We start from the raw sequence: 17,398 nt of genomic DNA, 5'->3' as shown, positions 1-17,398 counted from the left end.
GGGACTCCTTTGGGCCTATTTGACGAGGATCAGCGAGAGCGATGGGTACAGCGAGAGCAGCACCAGGAGGATGCAGGCGATGACGAAGAAGGGCAGCGTCACCATGAACATCCTGCCGGGCTTGGCGCCGGTGACGGCGGCCGCGACGAAGAAGCAAAGCCCGACCGGCGGCGACAAAAGGCCGAGCACGAGGTTGATCACCACGACGACGCCGAATTGCCGGGGGTCGATGTGATAGATCTCGGTTGCGACCGGCAGCAGGATCGGCACCGTCATGATCAGGCCGGGAATGCCGTCGATCACAGTGCCGATCAGCAGCAGGATGACGTTGCAGATCAGCATGAAGCTGACCGGATCCTTGGCGACGGTCTGGATCCAGGCTGCGGTCTCCTGTGGCACCTTGCCGAAGATCAGCACCCAGGAGAACACCGCGGCGGCTGCGACCAGAAACAGCACGATCGCCGAATAGATCGCGCTGCGCAGCATCATCTGCGGCAGCTGCGAGAACTTGAATTCCTTGGTCCAGAACTTTCCGACCACGGCCGCAGCCACCGCGCCGACGGCCGCGGATTCCGTCGCATTGGCGAGGCCCCCGAGGATGGTGCCGACGATGACGATCGGGATCAGCAGCGTCGGCGAGGTCCGCAGGATGGTCATGACGCGCTGGCGCGGCGTCTGGTAGTCCGCGCGCGGATAGTTGTAGATGTAGCCCATCAGCGCGATGACGAGGCAGAACATCACGGTGAGGATGACGCCCGGGACGATGCCGGCGATCAGCATGTCGCTGACCGAGACCTGCGCCAGCACGCTGTAGACCACGAACATCACCGACGGTGGGATGATCGGGCCGAGCATGCCGCCATAGGCGGTCAGGCCGGCCGCGAAGGTCTTGTCGTAGCCCTTCTTCTCCATCTCGGGGACCATGATCTGCGCCATGATCGCGACCTGCGCGGTCGCCGATCCCAGGATGGACGAGATGAACATGTTGGCGAGGATGTTGACGTAGGCGAGCCCACCCTTGAGCGAGCCGACGAAGGCCATCGCCATGTCGACGATGCGCCGCGTGATGCCGCCGCCATTCATGATCTCGCCGATTAGGATGAAGAGCGGGATTGCGATCAGGCCGTAGCTGTCGACGCCGCCGAACAGCTGCAGCGGATAGGACTGGAACAGCACCGGGTTGCCCGAGGCGGCGATGTAGACGAGGCCGGCGAGGCAGAGGCAGAGGCCGATCGGCACGCCGACCAGCATGAAGGCCATGAAGGCTGCTGACGTGATCATCAATTGACCCCGTCGAGCTCGGAGAGCTGGAAGCCCTTCGGCGGCGTGCGCGGGACCAGCTCGAGATCTTCAAGCAAGTTGGCGAGACCATGAACGGTCATCGACACCGCGAAGATCGGCAGCGTCAGATAGAGCACCCAGGTCGGCCAATTCAGCGTCTGCGTGCGCTCGGTGTAGAGGAAGTTGAAGGTCTCGGCGGCGAGCTTACGCCCGTCGAAGCCGGCGCGGGCGAGGCCGACCGGGTCCATCCAGAGCACGCAGGTGACGATCAGGGCGACGCCGAACACCACGACGAGGCCGGTCGAGATCACTTTTGCAAATTTCTGGTGCTGAGCGGAAAGTCGCTCCGTCAGCATGGACACGGCAAAATCGAGCCGCAGCCGCGTCATCGCGGATGCCCCGATGAAGGTCAGCCAGACCACGCAATAGACGGCGGATTCATCGATCCAGTAGATCGGGAAATGCGAGTAGCGGGTGACGACATTCACCAGGATCAGCCCGGTGAGCAGGTACATCAGGCCCATCAGCGCGAGCCGCTCGCAGGCGAGCAGGGCGCTCGACATCCGGACGATCATGCGTCGGAGGCTGAGTGCGCGCGTGGCCGGCATGGTCTGCTCGATCATGAAAGAGGCCCCAACCCCCTGAAGATTTGTCGTGCGATTGCCAAATGTATAATTTATACATTTTGGGAGTCAAACGGAGTTTGCGGTCATTTCGGCGGCAGGGCGCGCGTTTGCTGGGCACTATGCGGCGCCCCGGCTTTTGCCGGGCAGCTCGACATGCAAGACAGGGACCGTGTCGGCCGCACGAGTCGGGAAGGACAACGGACGATCAGATGAAACAGCCTCTGAAGCATCGCACCCTGTCGGCTGCGATCGTCGACCAGCTCCGCCAGGCAATCCTCGACGGCTCCTATCCGGCCGGATCGCAGCTGCGCCAGGACGCGCTGGGCGAAGCCTATGGCGTCAGCCGCATCCCGGTGCGCGAGGCGCTGTTCCAGCTCGAGGCGGAAGGCTTGGTGCGCATCGTGCCGCAGAAGGGCGCCATCGTCTCGGAGCTGTCGTTGGACGAGATCAACGACGTGTTCGACCTCCGCCGTATCCTGGAGCCGCGACTGCTGGCGCAGTCGGCGCCGCGCTTCACCGCGCAGGATTTCGACGGGCTCGACGACATCCACCGGAGCTTCGAGAAGGCGATCAAGGCGCGCAACGTCAGTGAGTGGGGCCAGCTCAATGCCGACTTCCACATGGCGCTCTACGTCCACGCCCCGCAGCCGCGCACGCGCGCGATCGTGCTGTCGCTGCTGCAGACCAGCGACCGCTACACGCGGCTACAACTCTCCAACACCAAGTCGATGGGCATTGCCGAGAAGGAGCACGCCCATCTGATCGCGCTCTGTCGTGCGCAGAAAGTAGAGGAGGCCTGCCGCTTCCTGGAGCGGCACATCGAGGCCGTGCGCAAAGACCTGCTGCAGGTGGTGGCGAACGCGCCGAAGTCGCGGCGGAAGGAGAAATCGTAGGGTGGGTTAGCCGAAGTCGTAACCCACCGCTGTTCGTCTCCGCTGCGACAGAAGACGTGGATTACGCCTTCGGCTAATCCACCCTACAGGCCGGCGATCGCTTCTACCTGCTCCCGTCCGGCCCCATCACGAGGTCCGGCAGCCAGGTCGAAATCCCCGGCACCAGGCACAGCAGCAGCACTGCAAGCATCATCAAGAGCACGAAGGGCAGCGTACCCCAGATCACCTCGCGCAGGGGAATATCGGGCGCGACGTTGCGGATGACGAAGATGTTGAGGCCGACCGGCGGGTGGATCAGCCCCATCTCCATCACGATGGTCATGACGACGCCGAACCAGATGATGTCGAAATTGGCGGCGCGGAGCGGCGGCAGGATGATCGGTGCCGTCATCAGGATGATCGAGACCGGCGGCAGGAAGAAGCCGAGCACCACGACCATGACGAGGATCGCGAACAGCAGCTCCCAGCGCGGCAGGTGCATCGCAACGATGGATTCGGCGACCGATTGCGAGATGTGCAGATAGCTCATCACGTAGGAATAGAGCAGCGACATGCCGATGATCATCATCAGCATGGTCGATTCCCGGATCGTCGACTTCATGATCGGCGCGAGGTCGCTCGGCCGCCACACGCTGTAGATCGCAGCGATCAGCGCCAGCGCCAGGAGGCCGCCGAGGCCGGCGGTCTCCGACGGCGTGGCATAGCCGCCATAGAGCGCGACCATGACGCCGGTGAGCAGCAGCACGAAGGGGATCACGCGCGGCAGCACGCTGAAGCGTTCGGCGAGCGTGTACTCGTCACGATGCAAGATCGGAGCCTCCGGTCCGCCGTTCTTGTAAGCCACCTCGGCGGCGGCATATTCCTGGCGGAAGCGAACGACGGCATAGATGCCGAACAGCGTGACCAGCAGCAGGCCCGGCCCGATGCCGGCGAGGAACAGCCGTCCCAGCGACTTTTCGGCGGCGACCGCGAACAGGATCATCGTGATCGAGGGCGGCAGCAGGATGCCGAGCGTGCCCCCCGCTGCGATGATGCCGGCGGCGAAGCCGCCGGAATAGCCGCGCTTGCGCATCTCGGGGATGCCGGCCGAGCCGATCGCCGAGCAAGTTGCCGGCGAAGACCCCGCCATCGCCGCGAACAGCGCGCAGGCGAACACGTTGGCAACGCCGAGGCCGCCGGGCACGCGGTGCAGCCAGGCATGCAGCGCCAGATAGAGATCCTGGCCGGCGCGGGACTTGCCGATCGCCGCGCCCTTCAGGATGAAGAGCGGGATCGACAACAGCGTGATCGAGGCCATCTCCTCGTAGACGTTCTGCGTCACCGTATCGAGCGAGGCCGAGGGCATGAAGATGGCCATGAACACCACCGCGACCGCGCCGAGCGCGAACGCAATGGGCATGCCCGAGAACATCACCAGCAGCGTCACAATGCCGTAGGCGAGGCCGATGCCGAAAACGCTCATGGCCGCTTGGCTCCGGTGAAGGGCAGCGCAAGCTGCACGAGGATCTGGAGGCAGAGCAGGCTCATCCCAAGCGCCATCAGCGAGTAGGGGATGGCGAGCGGCGGCGACCACATCGAGTTGGAGACCTGGCCGTCGACATAGGCTTCGTGCGCCAGTGTCCACGACTTCCAGGTGAAGAAGGCGCAGAACAGGAACGTGGCGGCATCGACCAGCCAGAGCCGGACCTGGTTCGCGAATGGCGAGAGCAGGTCGACGAAGGCCTCGATGCCGATATGACCGCGGTTCTGCTGCACATAGGCCGCCGTCATGAAGGTCGCGCCGACCAGCAGGAACACGGCGGCTTCGTCCTGCCAATAGTTCGCGGCCTTGTACAGCGCGCGGCTGAGCACGCTGTAGCTCAGGATTGCACAGGCCGCGACAAGTGCGATCGCGGCGAACACGACGATGATGCTGTTGAGGACGGCGAGACCGCGATCGATCGCCGCCGCAGGGCCGGTCCCCGCGGCAACGATCGTCCGGTCGTCACGATCCGGAAGCGGACCGTGGCTCATGCTGCGACATCGATGGCGAGCTTGAGCAGGTTTGCGGCGGTCGCGGTCTTGGCGCTGTAGTCCTTCCACGCGGTGTCGCGGGCGATGTCGCGCCATTTTCCGACGGTGGCGGCGTCGAGCGCCGAGACCTTGGCCCCGGCCTTCTCATAGACCTTGGCGACCTCGACGTCGTCATCCTGCGCGCCCTTGCGGCCGAAGGCTTCGAGCTCGGTGCCGACCGCGAGCAGGATGTCCTGATGGTTCTTCGGCAGCTTGTCGAAGATCGCCTTCGACATCATCAGCGGCTCGAGCATGAACCAATAGGAGGCGCCCGCGCCCGAGGTCAGCGACTTCGCGACCTCTTCCAGGCGGAACGAGATCAGGCTCGTCGAGGAGGTGATGCCGGCATCGCAGGCGCCGGTCTGCATCGCCGCGTAGATCTCGTTCGACGGGACCGACAACACCGAGGCGCCGGCGGTCTGCAGCACCATGTCCATCTCGCGCGAGCCGCCGCGCACCTTGAGGCCCTTGGCGTCCTCCGGGGCGACGATCGGCTTGGAACGGCTGGCAACGCCGCCGGCCTGCCAGACCCAGGTGAGCAGGATGATGCCCTTGTCGGCCAGGAAGTCGGTCAGCGCCTTGCCGACGGGCTCCTTCTTCCAGCGCAGACCCTGGTCGTAGTTGGTCACGAGGCCCGGCATCAGGCCGATATTGGTCTCCGGCACTTCGCCGCCGGCATAGGGCATCGGATAGAGGCTGATATCGAGCGCGCCCTTGCGCATGGCGGAGAACTGCGCGTTGGTCTTGATCAGCGAGGAGTTCGGATAGATCTCGGCGGCAATGTCGCCATTGCTGCGCTTACTCACTTCGGCAGCGAACATGCGGCACAGCCGGTCGCGGAAATCGCCCTTGTCGATAGTGCCGCCTGGGAACTGATGCGAGATCTTCAGCGTGGTCGCGGCCTGCGCGGTGCCGGTGCCGAAGCGGAGAATGGCAGGTGCCGCGACGGCGGTCGCGAGCAGATGGCGGCGCGTGAACATGATGTAATCCCCTTGGGCGTTTCTTTGGGCGTTTCTCGGAGTGTTTTTGGCAGAGGTGATTTGAACTGGGTTCTTCGCGACCGCGGGGCCAATCCAAGCCGGTCTCCATCCGATGGTCTTTCATCTGATAGTTCGAGACAGAGTGCCGCGGCAAGTGCCGGTTGTGCTGCGCTGCAGCACATCCGATCCATGCGGGCTCGCCAATCAACGAGGGCGGCTGGCCGCAGAAATTTATCGATGGTCAGCGTAACAACGCCACACGGCTATCCGTCGAGACAGGATAGCGGCGTCCGTCGCTGACAAACAAATCACGAAGGAAGATGAACCATGACCATTCGCACCCGCATCGTGCTCGGCGTCTCGGCTGCCGCTCTCTCGCTAGGCCTCGCGTTTGCGCCGGCCGCCTTTGCTCAGGACAAGATGGGCAAGGATGATGGCATGATGAAAAAGGACACGATGTCCAAGGACGGCATGATGAAGAAGGACACCATGTCCAAGGACGACGGGATGAAGAAGGATCACATGTCGAAGGACGGCATGAAAAAGGACGACGGGATGATGAAGAAGAACTGATCCCGTCATCGCGCAACGCCCCTTGGGCGGGCCGCGTCCTCTCGAATTCCGGCGGCATTTGAGGCCGCCGGAATGATGGCTCAGTTCAAGTTCAATTGAACGTGACCAGCGCGTTTTACTTGCGCTTAGCCTTGCGGGCGGCGTAGCGCGCATCGCGCTTGGCCTTCTGCTCGGCCTCGAGCGCAGCCTGCTTCTCGGCGGCTTCCTCGGCTTCCCGCGCGATCCGCGCAGCTTCGGCTGCCTTGGCCTCTTCCTCGAGGCGCTTCTGCTCAGCCTTTTCGGCCTCGCGCGCGGCCTTTGCCTCGGCGCGCTTGGCCGCGAGGGCCTCACGCTCGGCGCGCTTCGCCGCCACCGCGGGATCATCGGGCCCCGGCTGCGACTTGAACTTGTTCAAAAGATTTTTGCGGGCGTCCTGCGCCGCCTTTTGCCGGTCTGCAAAGCCGGGTTCCCTGAATCCACTCATCGACGAGCCTTGTCTTCCTCGCTTTCGATCCTACATCGGTGCCTGTTGGTAAGTCGGCTGGGCATAGCAGGCGCCACGCGACGCAGAAGCGTGTACATCGGCGCGCGTCGCGAAGCCACCCATAATCGCAGCCGATCAGGTCAACGAAAAATCGCCCCCCGACGATCTCTCGTAGCCCGAAAAAACTGCCGAATTGTGATGTCCCTCATAAGGGAGCACATGGGCGACGCCTAGCGTCCGCCCCGTACGAGACGGAGCACGGGCATGACAATCTCAAGACCAAGCCTGAAGGCGCTCGCGATTGCCGTCGCCCTGGCAGGCGTGGCCGGCGCCGCGCTGCTGCTGGCTCGTCCGCAGCCCATCGAAAGTGCCGTGCTGGGAGCGGATTGGGAATGCACCCAGACCGCATTCGTGCTCACGAGCTGCGCACCGCGCGTTCAGGAGGCAATTCCGGCGGTCGAAACCTTGCGCAAGGATGCAATCCAGCAGACCCGGGGCTGAATTGGGCCGGACGATCCGGATGTGACGCGACGCCGCAGAGGTGGTAAAGCCAGCGCGCCAGCGTGACCAGGCGGCCATGTCGAAGCCAGAGTCCAGATCCGAACCGGGCGAGGAGCCCCATCCTCGACCGAACCGTCAGCCCAAGCCTCCGTCCGGCGGCGACCGCCGCGGCGCGCTGGCAGGATTGATCATCGCGATCGTGATCCTCGGCGTCGGCTGGTGGCTTGCCCGGGATCTGACGGCAGCCAGCAAGATGCAGGATTGTCTGATGTCCGGGCGAAGCAATTGCAATGTGATCGAGCCGGCTCGCTAGGCGCGCTCTACAGCATGGCCATGGGGCCGAAAAAATGCCCTGATCTTAATCATTTGTAACGGGACTTAGCCGATCAAGCAGGGCAGTGATTTCGGCCGGCATCAGCCCGGCGCGCGGCGATTCGCCGATCGCGCCCGGGATTCACGGCCATGAGAGCAGGGGGCGAGCACGCATGAGTGCGTCCAAACATCTGAAGATCTTCATTCCCTTGGTTTCGGCCACGTCGCTGCTCGCGCTGTCGGCGCAGGCGCAAGAGGCCAGGTCCCGGCAAGAGGTCGTCCAACCGCCGGCCGGGCCGGCAGCAGGCGCGCCGCCACAGGCCAATCCGCCCATGCGCAAGGGCCCTCCGCCGCAGCAAGCGACCAGGCCTGCGCAGCCCGGCGGTCAGCCCCATGCGGGTCACAACGCCGGGGGCCCGCCGCCCGGACGTCACGTCGCGCGCGGTCCTGCTCCCACACGTGATTGGGGTGGGCACACCTATCGCGGCAACCTTGCCTGGGAGGGTGGACGCTGGCGCCACGACGTCCGCCATGGCCGATCCGGCTGGTGGTGGGACGTTGGCGGCGTCTGGTATTATTATCCGCAGCGTTTGGCCGGCCCGCCCGCCTACATTTCAGAGGACTATATCGACGACGTGCCGGTGGTCTACGCCCGGCCTCCGGTGGCCTATGCGCCGCCACCTCCGCCGCCACCGCCGGCCGATCCCGGCGCCAGCGCGCTCGGCGGCGCGCTCGTCGGCGGCCTGCTGGGCGGACTGATCTCGGGCAATGCAACCGGGGCCGCCGCAGGCGCGGTTCTTGGCGGCGCGACGGGCGCGATTGCTGGCGCGACCGCGGCGTCCCAGCCCGGCTATTACTGGGCGCAGGGCACCTGCTACTACCGCTATCCGAACGGCCAATATGTGCAGGCCGATCCCCGCGCCTGCTATTGAGTTTTGCAGGCAGGATCGGACCATTGGAGGCGGGCTTCGGGCCCGCCTCATCCTTTTGCACGCCGGCGGTTGCTATGAATTGGCTCTGGTGCTCGTCGCCCCCTCAGTCAATTTCAAAGAAAAATGACGGGATGATTCGCGGGGGATGTGGTGCATGCTGGATGCCATCCAGATCAGCGTGGCGCTCTGGGCCATGATCGTTTGCGGCGGAATTAAACTCTCGCAGGCGTTGCCCTACCTGCTCTAAAACGGCGATCAGCTGGCAGGCCAATGCCTTGGTCGGTCAGGACACGAGCCAATCGAAGAATGCGATCGAGGCCCAGACCAGGCCCGCGATCCAGGCCACCATGACGACGCCGATGGTGCCGAGATAGGCGATGCCGAGCAGGTCCGCGCGATGTCGCTGCCTCGGGACGATGACTTCGGTTGCTGCTTTGCGTGTCATGACCGGACATCACCCATGAAGCCTGGACACGTAGTTTAGCGGAGATGTCGCGGACAGGCTGTGACGTGGTTCACAGACCGGTGCAGGAAGGCTGGTCGTTACCCCGCAATCATACGGACGAAATTGCCACGCACTCGTCCAGATGGCCGGCTAGAGTCTGCGCATGTACACCGAGTACGATCCGCAACATGAGGCCGAGGCCGCTATGAAGCGCGCCGCGGAGGCCGAGGGTGCCGACAGGCAACGGCTGATCCAGCTGGCCCTGGCATGGCACGAGCTCGCCCGCGATCTGCACGATGAGCAAGCCGGCCTCTCGCATCCAGCCGGGCGCAGGCCTTTGGCCCGAGAGCGCTGAGATGAGAAAAACCCCGTGCTCGGGGGACAAGCACGGGGTCCTTCAAAGCCGACCGGGGCTGGCGGGTCGGCACCACTCAGTTCGGTCATTCAACGCGCGGATCGCGCATTCGTTCCCGGTCAATCCGCAGCGCTGAAATCCGATCGCATTGCAGCGACCTTCCGCAGAAAGTCATCGTTAACGAATGCTCCGCGCAATCGAATTGCAGTCGCGATTCGTACTCGCGAACGAAGCGGAGTCGGACCGTGAACAAACAAAAAGCCCCCGCAGGGGCTCAGTGTTTTACGCAGCTTCGGTCTTCGGGACGGCGTCGGCATTCACCGACAGCTTGACCACGTCGCCTTCGACGGCGCCGACATATTTCGTGTCGATGTAGTGATGATGGTCCTTGTGACCTTCCGGGCTGTCCTTGCGCGTCAGCTTGATGCGGTTGCCCTCGAGACGATCGACGGTGCCGACATGTGCGCCGTCCTTGCCGATGATCTTCATGTGCTCTCTGATGTCAGCCATGCTGTCCTCCTTGCATGGCTTCAACTGCGAAGGCGCCGGTTCGTTGCAGCAGGCACGTTGGACCCGTTGGGATTTCCGGACGTTGACGCCTGATTGGATCTGTCAAGAAGCGCGATGGAGACCGTTCGGGCCTATCTGGAACGCAAGCACTGGGAACTCAGGCTGTTGAACGACGGCCTGAGAAACCCGCTCGATTTGGCGTCGCCGCGTTCCGTCGATGACGTCGTCAGGTCCAAATTCCAGATCACTGCCGCGCTCAGGGCGGAGCATGAATTACACGAGTGGAAGGCGACCGAGACCGCCTGGTCGCACACGGCCGATCCCGCCAGCGGGCCGTTCGAGTTCAGTTACGACTACCAGCGGGCCGATCTCACGGTACGCGGTCCGTCGTTCTACGAGCTCGACGGCGGCTGCACGAGCACGGCGATCTACACTGCCTCGGGGATGGCGGCGATCTCCGCGGTGCTGCTCGCCTCCGCGCGGATCGTCGCGAAGGCGGATATCCTGGTGCTGCCAGGCTGCTATGGCGAGACGCTGGAGCTGATCCGAAGCTTCATGCCGCATTTGCGGATCGAACCCTTGCCGCTGCCGCTCGGCGATGCGCTTGCACGGGTGAGCTCGCCGCGGATCCTGCTGCTGGATTCCTGCTCCGTCGCCGGCGCCATCGAGGCGGTGCTGCGCTGTGACGGCTCGGGCCTCGATCTCCTGATTTTCGATACGACGTGCTTCGCCGGCAGGTCGGGCCGCATCAGGCGAGTGGTGGGGTGGGCCAGGCGACACGGAATTGCGCTGGTGCTGGTGCGAAGCCACAACAAGCTCGATTCGCTCGGAGCGGAATATGGCCGCCTCGGCTCGGCCGTCTTCGTGCGCGGGCATGAGCGTCCACCGCGGGCAGGGGACGCTGAATGGTCACGTCTCGCGTTCGAAACGCGCAACGCAGTGCGGCTGCTCGGCGGCGCGGCATTGCCGGCCCACTTCCCGCCCTTCGCGGGCAGCGCGGCGTATTGGGCGCTGACGAAGCGGCGCGTGGCGGCGATCTTGCGCAACGGCCGCAGCTCGGCGCGATGCTTTGCCGCCGAGATCCCGGCGCTCTCGGCTCAGCTTCGCTTCGCTCACGGCCTCTACGTGACTCTTCGCGGAAGGCGCGCGCTCGACGAGGCGGCCGCACGGCAGGCTGCCGAGGACATGAGCTGCGAATTGCGCCGCGCGGGCTTTCCCATCCGCCACGCCGGCAGCTTCGGCTTCGATTTCGCCGCGACCGAGTGGTTTCACGACGCGACGACGGACCAGTACAGCGTCCGGGTGGCGGTGCCGGACCTGCCGACGGAGGTGTGGGACGATCTCACCGCGGCCATTGCGCGGTGGTGGCGGGGTCATCAGCGGGCAGGCTGTGGATAGACCGGAGGGCGGGCGCGTCGATCAGTCGACCGCCAGGCAATATTCTAGTCGCGGCTTGTCGTGACCGCGGCGCGCCCAGTCCTCAACTGCAAATGCAGGCTGACGTTGTCCCGTTGCGGCGCCAATGATCGAGGCCTGGACCACCTTGATGGGCCTCGTGACCGCATTGGTGCTCACCAAGCCCGCGTCGACCGCCAAATACGAGATCGCAACGACCGCGACCGCAGATGCGATCGCCATTCTCGTCAATTCGGATTGCTGCATTCCCAAACCTATCGGGCGCGTCTCACCCGGCGCTTAGATAGGGCTGATCGGCGCCGTTCAAAGGCCGGCATATGGTTACCCACGCGTTTGTGAACAGCGGCGGCGAGGCAACGAGCTGGCGATCCCGGCAGGACTCGAACCTGCAACCCGCGGAGTAGAAATCCGCTACTCTATCCAGTTGAGCTACGGGACCGTCTTGAACCGGCCGTCTTGAGCCGCCCGGATTGGGCGGCTGGCCGTTCATGTAGCATGCCAATATGAAAAAACTGGTGTTTCGCCAAGTCTGAACCGAACCGTTTTCCTCAGTGCGGCGACAAAGCGGAACGGTGGGGTGTCAGGGTGCCGGGTTGAGCGGCAGCGGACTGGACGATGGATCACATCGCCGGGAACGCTGAACAGCTTCCGGGGCACGGCCGCCGGTCGACTGGTCAGGTAGTGCTGCGCCATCAGGACGGCGTGCGTGGCGATATCTTGGCCGGTCTCCTCTGGGCTTACCTCTGTCATGGCGAACGCGACGCTTTGCACCTTCTGGTTCCATCGCCTTGAGTCCGTCACCTTTCCGCGCATTTCATTTGCCGCCGCGGCGTTCGTCCGCGCTTTCCGGGAGTCTTCAATGATCGGTCTCGTTCGCGCCGTCACAATCTGCGCCGCGCTAGCGCTCGGCCTTGTCACCGCGCAGGCCGCCGACAAGGCGTTCAAACGCGACGACCTCGCGGATTCCGCGATCAAGCTGGAGGCCCAGATCAAGAGCGAGGCGGGGCCGGTCGCCAAGACCAATGCGACGCTGAAGACGGACGCCGACGCCGCCTTCCGGCGCAATGATTACCGCACCGGCCTTTCGGTGCTCGGCCAGATCGCCGCGACCACGCCCGAGGATGCCGGCAACTGGCTGCGGCTCGCCAAGGTCATCTTCCAGATCTCGCCGAAGAGCTCGAGCGAGCAGACCTTCCTTTTGGAGCGCGCCTCGACGGCGGCCTATATCGCTTACATGCGCGCCGGCAATCCGGGCGAGGAGGCCGACGCGCTCGCCGTGCTCGGCAAGGCGCTGGCCGACCGCAAGCTGTGGCGGCCGGCACTGGATGCGCTGCGGCTGTCGCTCGACATGCGCGAGGTCGCCGAGGTCCGCGGCCAATATGAGAAGATGCGCGACGAGCACGGCTTCCGGCTGCTCGACTATACCGTCGACTCGGACTCGGCGAGCCCGCGCGCCTGCTTCCAGTTCTCCGAGGAGCTCGCCAAGCGCACCGACTTCGCGCCGTTCCTGGCGCTTGCAGGCCAGGACAAGCCGGCGCTGTCGGCCGAAGGCAAGCAGCTCTGCGTCGACGGGCTGAAGCACGGCGAGCGCTACAACATCAACCTGCGCGCCGGCTTGCCGTCGGCCGTGAAGGAGGGGCTGCCGAAATCGGCCGAGTTCAACATCTATGTGCGCGACCGCAAGCCGTTCGTGCGCTTCACCAGCCGTGCCTATGTGCTGCCGCGGACCGGCCAGCGCGGCATTCCCGTCGTCAGTGTCAACACGCCTGCGGTTAGCATCAATGTCTTCCGGATCGGCGACCGCAACCTGATCAACACGGTGGTCGACAGCGATTTCCAGAGGACGCTGTCGAAGTACCAGCTCAGCGAGCTCGGCGACGAGCGCGGCGTCAAGGTCTGGACCGGCGAGCTTGCGACTGCGACGACGCTGAACCAGGACGTCACCACGGCGTTCCCGGTCGACCAGGCGCTCGGCGAGCTCCAGCCCGGTGTCTACGTCATGACGGCCGCGGCGAGGGCCTCGGACGAGGACTACCAGCTCGCCACGCAATGGTTCATCGTCTCCGACCTCGGCATCGCCGCTTATTCCGGCAATGACGGCATTCATGTCTTCGTCAACTCGCTGGCGTCGACCGACCCGGTCGGCAAGGCCGAGGTGCGCCTGGTCGCGCGCAACAACGAGATCCTGGCGACGCGCAAGACCGACGATGCTGGTCACGTGCTGTTCGAGGCCGGCCTTGCGCGCGGCGAGGGCGGATTGTCGCCGGCGATGCTCACGGTCACCGGCGAGAAGGCCGATTATGCCTTCCTGAGCCTGAAGACCTCGGCCTTCGACCTGTCCGACCGCGGCGTTTCGGGGCGCGCGGTGCCCGCCGGCGCCGATGCCTTCGTCTATGCCGAGCGTGGCGTCTACCGTTCCAGCGAGACCGTGTTCCTCACCGCGCTGCTGCGCGACGGGCAGGGCAATGCCGTCGCCGGCGGGCCGATGACGCTGGTGGTCGAGCGCCCGGACGGCGTCGAATATCGTCGCGCCGTACTGGCGGATCAGGGCGCCGGCGGCCGCACGCTGTCCGTGCCGCTCAACTCGGCCGTACCGACCGGCACGTGGCGGGTGCGCGCCTTCACCGATCCGAAGGGAGCTTCGGTCGGCGAGACCACCTTCATGGTCGAGGATTATGTCCCCGATCGGATCGAATTCGACTTGTCCGCCAAGGACAAGCTGATCAAAGCTAACGCTCCAGTGGAGCTTAAGGCCGACGGTCATTTCCTCTATGGCGCACCTGCTTCGGGCCTGCAGCTCGAAGGCGACATGCTGATCGCGCCGGCGGCCGAGCGGCCCGGCTTCGCCGGCTACAAGTTCGGCGTCGACGACGAAGAGACCACCTCGAACGAGCGCACGCCGCTGGAGAACCTGCCGGAGGCCGACGCCAATGGCGTCGCGACCTTCCCGGTGACGCTGGACAAGCAGCCGGCCTCGACGCGCCCGCAGGAGGCACAGATCTTCGTCCGCATGGTCGAGACCGGCGGCCGCGCCGTCGAGCGCAAGATCGTGCTGCCGGTCGCGCCGGCAACGGCGCAGATCGGCATCAAGCCGCTGTTCGGCGACAAGAACGTCACCGAGGGCGACAAGGCCGAGTTCGACGTCGTGTTCGTCTCGCCGGAGGGCGAGAAGCTGCGCCGCGACGGCCTGCGCTATGAGCTCCTGAAGATCGAGTCGCGCTACCAGTGGTACCGCCAGAACAATTACTGGGAGTACGAGCCGGTCAAGTCGACCTCGCGCGTCGCCGATGGCGACGTCACTGTTACGGTCGACAAGCCGACGCGGATCTCGCTCACGCCGCAGCCCGGCCGCTACCGGCTCGACGTCAAGTCGAACGAGGCCGACGGCCCGGTGACCTCGGTGCAGTTCGACGTCGGCTGGTACTCCGACGGCAGCGCCGACACGCCGGACCTGCTGGAGACCTCGATCGACAAGCCGCAATATTCCTCCGGCGACACCATGACGGTGTCCGTCAACATCCGCAGCGCCGGCAAGCTCACCATCAACGTGCTCGGCGAGCGGCTGCTGACGACGCAGACCATCGACGTCAAGGAAGGCACCGCGCAGGTCAAGCTCCCGATCGGCAAGGATTGGGGCACCGGCGCCTATGTGGTGGCGACGCTGCGCCGTCCGCTCGATGCCGCCGCCCAGCGCATGCCGGGCCGTGCGATCGGGCTGAAATGGTTCGGCATCGACAAGCAGGCTCGCACCTTGCAGGTCAAGCTGTCGCCGCCTTCGCTGATCCGGCCGAATTCGACGCTGAAGATCCCCGTCAAGCTCGATGGGCTCAATCCGGGCGAGGACGCCAAGGTCGTCATCGCCGCGGTCGACGTCGGCATCCTCAATCTCACCAATTACAAGCCGCCGGCGCCGGACGATTATTATCTCGGCCAGCGTCGCCTCAGCGCCGAGATTCGCGACCTCTACGGGCAGCTGATCGACGGCATGTCGGGCACGCGCGGCCAGATCAAGTCCGGCGGCGACGCCGGTGGCGAGCTCCAGGGCTCGCCGCCTACGCAGAAGCCGCTCGCGCTCTATTCCGGCATCGTCACGGTCGCCGCCGACGGCTCGGCCGAAGTGAGCTTCGATGTTCCGGAATTCGCCGGCACCGCGCGCGTGATGGCGGTGGCGTGGACCGCGACCAAGCTCGGCCGCGCCAACACCGACGTCGTGATCCGCGATCCCGTCGTGCTCACGGCGACGCTGCCGCGCTTCCTGCTCAACGGCGACCGCGGCTCGGTCAACCTCGAGATCGACAATGTGGAGGGCCAGGCCGGCGACTACGTCATCAGCGTGAAGGCGGGCGGCCCGGTGAAGATGACCGGCAATCCCGCAACCACGGTGAAGCTCGCCGCCAAGCAGCGAAATTCGGTCTCGCTCGCGCTCGATGCGACCGCGGCGGGGCAGGCGACGCTCGACGTCGACATCAAGGGCCCGAATGGCCTCGCGCTGGTGCGTCACTATGCGTTCGACGTCAAGCCGGCGACGCAGGTGCTGGCGCGGCGTTCGATCCGCACATTGGCGAAGGGCGAGAGTCTGACGCTGACCTCGGACATGTTCTCCGATCTCGTGCCGGGCACCGGCGCTGTCTCAGTTTCGGCCAGCCTGTCGACCGCACTCGACGCGGCAACGATCCTGAAGGCGCTCGACCGCTATCCCCATGGCTGCTCGGAGCAGATCACGAGCCGGGCGATGCCGCTGCTCTATGTCAACGAGCTCGCGGCCGGCGCGCATCTTGCCATGGACACCGAGGTCGACCAGCGCATCCGCGACGCCATCGAGCGGCTGCTGGCGCGCCAGGGCTCGAACGGCTCGTTCGGCCTGTGGCTGGCCGGCGGCGACGATGCCTGGCTCGATGCCTACGTGACGGACTTCCTCACCCGCGCCCGCGAGAAGGGCTTTGCGGTGCCGGACGTGCTGTTCAAGAACGCGCTGGACCGTATCCGCAACTCCGTCGTCAATGCCAACGAGCCGGAGAAGGACGGCGGCCGCGATCTCGCCTACGGCCTTTATGTGCTCGCCCGCAATGGCGCAGCTCCGATCGGCGACCTCCGCTATCTCGCCGATACCAAGCTTGCCAACCTCGCGACCCCGATCGCGAAATCGCAGCTTGCGGCGGCGCTCGCCCTGGTCGGCGACCGCAACCGCGCCGAGCGGGTCTATGGCGCGGCGCTCGACAGCCTCGCGCCCAAGCCCGCGCTGGAATTCGGCCGCACCGACTACGGCTCGCAGCTGCGCGACGCCGCAGCATTGGTGTCTCTCGCCAGTGAAGGCAACGCGCCGAGGGCGACGCTGACGCAGGCGGTGTCCCGGGTCGAGACCGCCCGCGGGCTGACGCCCTACACCTCCACGCAGGAGAATGCGTGGCTGGTGCTGGCGGCGCGTGCGCTCGCCAGGGAGAACCTCTCGATCGAGGTCGATGGCCAGCCGGTCAAGACCGCCTTGTACCGCAGCTACAAGGCGGACACGCTGGGTGGCAAGCCGCTGAAGATCACCAACACCGGCGATGCGCCGGTGCAGGCGGTCGTCTCGGTGTCGGGCTCGCCGGTCACGCCGGAGCCGGCGGCGTCCAACGGCTTCAAGATCGAGCGCAGCTACTACACGCTCGACGGCAAGCCCGCCGACATCAGCAAGGTCAAGCAGAACCAGCGCTTTGCGGTGGTGCTGAAGATCACCGAAGCCAAGCCCGAGTACGGCCACATCATGGTGTCCGACTATCTGCCGGCGGGCCTGGAGATCGACAATCCGAACCTGGTGTCGTCCGGCGACAGCGGCACGCTGGACTGGATCGAGGACGGCGAGGAGCCGGAACATACCGAATTCCGCGACGACCGCTTCACCGCGGCCGTCGACCGGGCCTCGGATTCCAAGTCGGTCTTCACGCTCGCCTATGTCGTGCGCGCGGTCTCGCCCGGCAAATACGTGCTGCCGCAGGCCTATGTCGAGGACATGTACAATCCCTCGCGCTATGGCCGGACCGGCACGGGCAGTGTCGAGGTGCGGGCGGCGAAGTGAGTGA

17 protein-coding genes and 1 tRNA gene are annotated in these 17,398 nt (G+C 65.2%); 9 read left to right on the top strand and 9 right to left on the bottom strand.

The features are described from left to right. Positions 1–15: 15 nt before the first annotated feature. Positions 16–1,281, bottom strand: coding sequence for a TRAP transporter large permease (locus ACTEK7_RS03665; protein ID WP_225140745.1), 1,266 nt, complete (start codon positions 1,279–1,281; stop codon positions 16–18). Continuing rightward, entirely contained in the window at positions 1,281–1,889 is a 609-nt protein-coding gene (locus tag ACTEK7_RS03660) for a TRAP transporter small permease (RefSeq protein ID WP_225147978.1), read from the bottom strand. The genes ACTEK7_RS03665 and ACTEK7_RS03660 overlap by 1 nt, the downstream gene beginning before the upstream one ends. A 227-nt stretch (positions 1,890–2,116) precedes the next feature. Between ACTEK7_RS03660 and ACTEK7_RS03655 the strand changes: the two genes are divergently transcribed. Then, on the top strand, positions 2,117–2,800 hold the full coding sequence (locus tag ACTEK7_RS03655; RefSeq protein ID WP_036027964.1) for a GntR family transcriptional regulator: 684 nt from the start codon (positions 2,117–2,119) through the stop codon (positions 2,798–2,800). A 103-nt stretch (positions 2,801–2,903) separates the two neighbouring features. Here ACTEK7_RS03655 and ACTEK7_RS03650 read toward each other — a convergent pair whose 3' ends face one another. Genes ACTEK7_RS03650 through ACTEK7_RS03640 form a run of 3 tightly spaced genes read right to left on the bottom strand, consistent with a single transcriptional unit; the run spans position 2,904 to position 5,832 of the window. Then, positions 2,904–4,262: a TRAP transporter large permease gene (locus tag ACTEK7_RS03650; RefSeq protein ID WP_035999621.1), complete on the bottom strand. Its 1,359-nt coding sequence runs from the start codon at positions 4,260–4,262 to the stop codon at positions 2,904–2,906. Then, positions 4,259–4,813 carry a TRAP transporter small permease gene (locus ACTEK7_RS03645; protein WP_225147922.1) on the bottom strand — a complete coding sequence of 185 codons (555 nt, stop codon included), beginning with the start codon at positions 4,811–4,813 and terminating at the stop codon, positions 4,259–4,261. Before ACTEK7_RS03645 ends, ACTEK7_RS03650 begins: the two co-directional genes overlap by 4 nt. After that, entirely contained in the window at positions 4,810–5,832 is a 1,023-nt protein-coding gene (locus ACTEK7_RS03640) for a TRAP transporter substrate-binding protein (protein ID WP_225125469.1), read from the bottom strand. Before ACTEK7_RS03640 ends, ACTEK7_RS03645 begins: the two co-directional genes overlap by 4 nt. Before the next feature lie 327 nt (positions 5,833–6,159). On the opposite strand from ACTEK7_RS03640, the gene ACTEK7_RS03635 reads away from it, so the two are divergent. After that, positions 6,160–6,405, top strand: coding sequence for a pentapeptide MXKDX repeat protein (locus tag ACTEK7_RS03635; RefSeq protein ID WP_036027965.1), 246 nt, complete (start codon positions 6,160–6,162; stop codon positions 6,403–6,405). Positions 6,406–6,520: 115 nt separating this feature from the next. Here ACTEK7_RS03635 and ACTEK7_RS03630 read toward each other — a convergent pair whose 3' ends face one another. Next, positions 6,521–6,868, bottom strand: coding sequence for a DUF6481 family protein (locus ACTEK7_RS03630; RefSeq protein WP_036027966.1), 348 nt, complete (start codon positions 6,866–6,868; stop codon positions 6,521–6,523). Between the two features lie 264 nt (positions 6,869–7,132). On the opposite strand from ACTEK7_RS03630, the gene ACTEK7_RS03625 reads away from it, so the two are divergent. The 3 genes from ACTEK7_RS03625 (at position 7,133) to ACTEK7_RS03615 (ending at position 8,613) form a co-directional block, all read left to right on the top strand. Continuing rightward, the gene (locus ACTEK7_RS03625) at positions 7,133–7,369 is read left to right on the top strand and encodes a hypothetical protein (protein ID WP_035999592.1); all 237 of its coding nucleotides are present in this window, start codon (positions 7,133–7,135) and stop codon (positions 7,367–7,369) included. Positions 7,370–7,445: 76 nt separating this feature from the next. Continuing rightward, the gene (locus ACTEK7_RS03620) at positions 7,446–7,682 is read left to right on the top strand and encodes a hypothetical protein (RefSeq protein WP_225147923.1); all 237 of its coding nucleotides are present in this window, start codon (positions 7,446–7,448) and stop codon (positions 7,680–7,682) included. 172 nt (positions 7,683–7,854) lie between these two features. Beyond that, positions 7,855–8,613, top strand: a complete 759-nt coding sequence (locus tag ACTEK7_RS03615; protein ID WP_225147924.1) for a hypothetical protein — start codon at positions 7,855–7,857, stop codon at positions 8,611–8,613. A gap of 283 nt (positions 8,614–8,896) precedes the next feature. On the opposite strand, the gene ACTEK7_RS03610 is transcribed toward ACTEK7_RS03615, so the two are convergent. Continuing rightward, positions 8,897–9,058, bottom strand: coding sequence for a hypothetical protein (locus ACTEK7_RS03610; RefSeq protein ID WP_035999590.1), 162 nt, complete (start codon positions 9,056–9,058; stop codon positions 8,897–8,899). Between the two features lie 163 nt (positions 9,059–9,221). Here ACTEK7_RS03610 and ACTEK7_RS03605 point away from each other — a divergent pair, with 163 nt between their 5' ends. After that, a complete protein-coding gene (locus tag ACTEK7_RS03605; protein ID WP_225147925.1) occupies positions 9,222–9,413 on the top strand; it encodes a hypothetical protein in 192 nt (63 codons plus the stop codon). 282 nt (positions 9,414–9,695) lie between these two features. Here ACTEK7_RS03605 and ACTEK7_RS03600 read toward each other — a convergent pair whose 3' ends face one another. Beyond that, the gene (locus ACTEK7_RS03600) at positions 9,696–9,923 is read right to left on the bottom strand and encodes a DUF2171 domain-containing protein (RefSeq protein ID WP_025036201.1); all 228 of its coding nucleotides are present in this window, start codon (positions 9,921–9,923) and stop codon (positions 9,696–9,698) included. A 114-nt stretch (positions 9,924–10,037) separates the two neighbouring features. On the opposite strand from ACTEK7_RS03600, the gene ACTEK7_RS03595 reads away from it, so the two are divergent. Continuing rightward, positions 10,038–11,321, top strand: a complete 1,284-nt coding sequence (locus ACTEK7_RS03595) for a PLP-dependent aminotransferase family protein (protein WP_109143820.1) — start codon at positions 10,038–10,040, stop codon at positions 11,319–11,321. A 124-nt stretch (positions 11,322–11,445) separates the two neighbouring features. After that, a complete protein-coding gene (locus ACTEK7_RS03590; protein ID WP_225136774.1) occupies positions 11,446–11,622 on the top strand; it encodes a hypothetical protein in 177 nt (58 codons plus the stop codon). Positions 11,623–11,701: 79 nt separating this feature from the next. On the opposite strand, the gene ACTEK7_RS03585 is transcribed toward ACTEK7_RS03590, so the two are convergent. Then, positions 11,702–11,778: transfer RNA gene (locus ACTEK7_RS03585), tRNA-Arg, on the bottom strand. A gap of 420 nt (positions 11,779–12,198) precedes the next feature. On the opposite strand from ACTEK7_RS03585, the gene ACTEK7_RS03580 reads away from it, so the two are divergent. Then, complete coding sequence (locus ACTEK7_RS03580) at positions 12,199–17,394, top strand: alpha-2-macroglobulin family protein (RefSeq protein WP_225147926.1); 5,196 nt, start codon at positions 12,199–12,201, stop codon at positions 17,392–17,394. Positions 17,395–17,398 lie beyond the last annotated feature (4 nt).

The sequence above is a fragment of the Bradyrhizobium sp. JHI2711 genome, from assembly GCF_056156565.1.
The sequence above is the reverse complement of the archived record's forward strand: the minus strand, read 5'-3'. Positions and strand labels throughout refer to the sequence as shown.

What these genes read in the sequence shown, in the direction of transcription:
- ACTEK7_RS03625 (WP_035999592.1), top strand. Translation starts at nt 7,133, where the DNA reads ATGACAATCTCAAGACCAAGCCTGAAGGCGCTCGCGATTGCCGTCGCC.
- ACTEK7_RS03650 (WP_035999621.1), bottom strand. Translation starts at nt 4,262, where the DNA reads ATGAGCGTTTTCGGCATCGGCCTCGCCTACGGCATTGTGACGCTGCTG.
- ACTEK7_RS03620 (WP_225147923.1), top strand. Translation starts at nt 7,446, where the DNA reads ATGTCGAAGCCAGAGTCCAGATCCGAACCGGGCGAGGAGCCCCATCCT.
- ACTEK7_RS03610 (WP_035999590.1), bottom strand. Translation starts at nt 9,058, where the DNA reads ATGACACGCAAAGCAGCAACCGAAGTCATCGTCCCGAGGCAGCGACAT.
- ACTEK7_RS03635 (WP_036027965.1), top strand. Translation starts at nt 6,160, where the DNA reads ATGACCATTCGCACCCGCATCGTGCTCGGCGTCTCGGCTGCCGCTCTC.
- ACTEK7_RS03645 (WP_225147922.1), bottom strand. Translation starts at nt 4,813, where the DNA reads ATGAGCCACGGTCCGCTTCCGGATCGTGACGACCGGACGATCGTTGCC.
- ACTEK7_RS03605 (WP_225147925.1), top strand. Translation starts at nt 9,222, where the DNA reads ATGTACACCGAGTACGATCCGCAACATGAGGCCGAGGCCGCTATGAAG.
- ACTEK7_RS03655 (WP_036027964.1), top strand. Translation starts at nt 2,117, where the DNA reads ATGAAACAGCCTCTGAAGCATCGCACCCTGTCGGCTGCGATCGTCGAC.
- ACTEK7_RS03665 (WP_225140745.1), bottom strand. Translation starts at nt 1,281, where the DNA reads ATGATCACGTCAGCAGCCTTCATGGCCTTCATGCTGGTCGGCGTGCCG.
- ACTEK7_RS03580 (WP_225147926.1), top strand. Translation starts at nt 12,199, where the DNA reads ATGATCGGTCTCGTTCGCGCCGTCACAATCTGCGCCGCGCTAGCGCTC.
- ACTEK7_RS03590 (WP_225136774.1), top strand. Translation starts at nt 11,446, where the DNA reads ATGATCGAGGCCTGGACCACCTTGATGGGCCTCGTGACCGCATTGGTG.
- ACTEK7_RS03615 (WP_225147924.1), top strand. Translation starts at nt 7,855, where the DNA reads ATGAGTGCGTCCAAACATCTGAAGATCTTCATTCCCTTGGTTTCGGCC.
- ACTEK7_RS03630 (WP_036027966.1), bottom strand. Translation starts at nt 6,868, where the DNA reads ATGAGTGGATTCAGGGAACCCGGCTTTGCAGACCGGCAAAAGGCGGCG.
- ACTEK7_RS03595 (WP_109143820.1), top strand. Translation starts at nt 10,038, where the DNA reads ATGGAGACCGTTCGGGCCTATCTGGAACGCAAGCACTGGGAACTCAGG.
- ACTEK7_RS03600 (WP_025036201.1), bottom strand. Translation starts at nt 9,923, where the DNA reads ATGGCTGACATCAGAGAGCACATGAAGATCATCGGCAAGGACGGCGCA.
- ACTEK7_RS03660 (WP_225147978.1), bottom strand. Translation starts at nt 1,889, where the DNA reads ATGCCGGCCACGCGCGCACTCAGCCTCCGACGCATGATCGTCCGGATG.
- ACTEK7_RS03640 (WP_225125469.1), bottom strand. Translation starts at nt 5,832, where the DNA reads ATGTTCACGCGCCGCCATCTGCTCGCGACCGCCGTCGCGGCACCTGCC.